A 3,356-nucleotide genomic window follows, 5' to 3' on the forward strand; every position below is an offset into this window, starting at 1 on the left:
CAACCAGGCGCTGTCGGGCACGCGCACGAAGGAACTCGACGGCGCGATGTCCAACAGCGTCGTGGCGGACGACACGACCGGCAAGCCTCAGGTACAGGTGACGAGCGACTACACGAACTCGCGCCTGGTGCTCGGCTACAACACCCGGATTGCGGGCAACGAGGGACGCAAGGAAGCGCGCGGTGAGGGCGTTGAACTCGCGACCGATGCAGAGGCGGTCATGCGCGCTGGACGAGGCATGCTGCTTACCACCGAAGCGCGCCAGGGCGCAGCTGCGCCAGTCAAGGACATGGGCGAGACGGTGCAGCGTCTGACGCAGGCCCGTGAGCAGCATGAAGATCTGGCCAGGCTCGCGCAGCAGCACAAGGCGCAGCAGACCGGAGCGGACCAGAACGACGCCACCGAGGCCATCAAGGCGCAGAACGACGCAATACGCGGCGCCGACGCGACGACGGCCGACAACCCGTTTCCTCAGCTCGCGAGACCCGACATGGTGTTCGCCAGCGCGGCCGGTTTCGGATTCACTGCGGCGCACAGTACACACCTGGCAAGCCAGCAGGACCTGGCGGTGACGACGGGTCGTGACGTAAGCATCTCGTCTGGCCGTTCTTTCCTTGCGGCGGTCAAGGGAGCGGTGTCGATCTTCGCGTACCGCCTCGGCATGAGGCTCATCGCTGCGCAGGGCAAGCTCGAGATGCAGGCACAGAGCGACGCGATGGAACTGACTGCGCTCAAGGACGTCACCATCACCAGCACGGACGGCAAGGTCATTCTCAACGCCGCGAAGGAAATCTGGATCGGCGCGGGCGGCTCGTACATCAGGATCAATGCAGCTGGCATCGAGAACGGCACGCCGGGGCAGATTCTCGAAAAGACCAATAGTTGGAGCAGGCCCGGCGCGGCGACCATGCGTATGCCCATGCCAGACATGCCCTACGCAGGACCAGGCGCAATTAGCCAGCAGCTTGCGTTTCGCTCGCTGGTAGATGGAGCGGCATTGCAGCAGGTCCCGTACAAACTGTTCACACAACCTGACGAGACCGCCCCCTTCAAGCTCGCGACTCAAGGCACGAGCACAGCAAGTGGTTCGGCACGCATGAAAGATCCTGAAGACTGTGATGCCGCGGCGCTTTTCGGTCAAGGTGACTGGAGCACACTCACCGATCTCGACATCGACCGAGCCGCCGGAGCGGAAAGGACTGAAGACTGTAATATCGGCGACAAACCGGAGTGGGCGTAATGGAATACGAGATTTACACGGTTGTACTGGGCGACACCCTTGGCAAGATTGCGCATCAGCACGATACAGACGCAGACGTGCTGGCAGGAGTCAACGGAATTGACGACCCAAACCTGATCTACGTCGGACAGCAGATCAAGATTCCGCGCGAGTCATACGCCCAGGACGACGATTTCTACAATGAGCAATGGATCTGCTTCGTCGATGCAATCGGACAGCCGATCTGCGACCTGAAAACCCGCGTCGTCACGGCGGAAGGTGAATACCATTTCAAGACGGATGACAAGGGACTCATCCCGCCCATACGAACGAAAGACAAGGACGATAAACCCCAGATCTTTGTCAAAAAACTGAGCGGTGGCGAGAAAAAGGTTGCGACACTTGCTGCGCCGCCTGGGGTACACCAGCAGACTTTGCGGAGTCCCAAGCATAAGATTGAGATGCCGCTTCGCCGGCATGACGGACATCCTGATCACGATCCCGCGCAACCCGTCAAGCTGGACCCGGGGCAGATTCAGCACAATCGTAATCCGGCTGGAAATCCGGTAATCAACGTCGGAATTGAATGTCCGAACAAGGACAACCTCAGGCTTGGTCCGAACAACAGGTATCGCGACTACGTTATCGGCGCAGCGACGCGAGCAGGGATTCAACCTCAAGCCGTTACTGCCATCATGAACGCTGAGGCTGCAAAATTATCTATCTTGCAATCCCGGCAGGTATATTCAAAGGGCAAACCTGTTAAAAACAAAGACGGCTCCCCAAAAATGAAGCAACAGGAGATACGTACTGGAGAATGGGATGCAAGATCTGCGTCGTCGAGATCGTCGGCTCGTGGCATGACGCAATTCTTGGATGGCACGTGGATCGCAATGGCAGTAGAGGAAGGGTCATTTTTGAACGAAAAAGCAAAGGCACGTGGTTGGATCGTGAGTGGTCCGTCGAGCCATGCAAATTTTGTCTTCTCAGACGGTACAACAAAACGACTCACAGAAAAGAATCTTCTAAAGCATGTAACCGGCCGCGCACAGGCAGATGATGCGAACGTCCAGGCTCTACTCGACCTACGTTACGATCCAGAATGTGCAATCTACAGTGCTGTTGACTATGCGAAAAAGAACACTTGGGCCCTTCAACAGCGTGGATATTCATTGGACTCGCTAAATTCCACCGATCGTGCAAAGCTGATGTATGCAAGCCACAATTTGGGCCCAGGTGACGTTGCATCCTTCGTTAACGAAGCCATTACTGAGTCGCATGCCAAGAAGCTGCTGATTGCCCAAGTGGGTAATGCGCGGGCAGCCACCTTAGCTCAATCATATGAAGCTAGTTACGTGTCAGCACATCGGCACTGGTTGAACGACTTCATTGAACAGAAAATTATACCGAGGGCGTTTGCATGTGATCCGTCGCCCGTACCTGCAGGTCGAGTCCTGCTCGAAATAACTGCAGCGTTAAAGGCTGGCAAATCATGATTACGAAAATTACTGTTGCTACTTTTCTTGTTGGTCTCGCTGCATGTGCACAGGCTGAGAAGCAAGCGTGGGAATGTTCAATCACACGCGATGGCACCGCACATGATTTGACAGTCCAATTGGATGGCGAGAGCGTTATCGGATTTGATTACCTCACCACGACAAAGAGCGAAGCTAGCACAAATAGTTGCTCTGTAACAACCGGTGACTATAAGGGTGCCCCAAAGGTCTCTGGAAATGTCACGACTTTTCCGTTGTTGACTTCTGATACCGCCGTAGTCACCAAGAATGGAGACACAATCCTATTGGATCTGTCCAATGCAAACGTGTCGAACTACTGTGGGCAGTCCGCGACGATTGCGGGGAAGTTGACTCTTCGTAAGGGATCACGTCGCTGTGTCTCCGTCGCGGATCAATGACTATTCCTGCCGGAATGGAACAGGATACGTGTAGATATCGATCAGCCAACGGCACGGTGACACAACTATTGCCTTGCACAGGCATTTGCCCTGTTCAGGCAACTGGGTGGCAAGACGACGCAACGACCAATTCGCTTAGGATGAAAGTAAGCGCCTCACGACGACCGTCGTAGACGACGGCGAGAACCGACATCAAAGTGGTGCCCATCATTTTCGATTTGA

2 protein-coding genes are annotated in these 3,356 nt (G+C 55.6%); both read left to right on the plus strand.

Annotated elements, in window-relative coordinates:
• A partial coding sequence (locus tag SB772_RS38865; RefSeq protein WP_410838370.1) for a DUF2345 domain-containing protein occupies positions 1-1,240 on the plus strand: 1,240 nt, incomplete at its 5' end.
• Complete coding sequence (locus SB772_RS38870) at positions 1,240-2,715, plus strand: LysM peptidoglycan-binding domain-containing protein (RefSeq protein ID WP_410838371.1); 1,476 nt, start codon at positions 1,240-1,242, stop codon at positions 2,713-2,715. The genes SB772_RS38865 and SB772_RS38870, both read left to right, overlap by 1 nt.
• The last annotated feature ends 641 nt before the right edge of the window (positions 2,716-3,356 follow it).

Source organism: Paraburkholderia sp. SIMBA_030 (assembly GCF_046535245.1).
Lineage (GTDB): Bacteria > Pseudomonadota > Gammaproteobacteria > Burkholderiales > Burkholderiaceae > Paraburkholderia.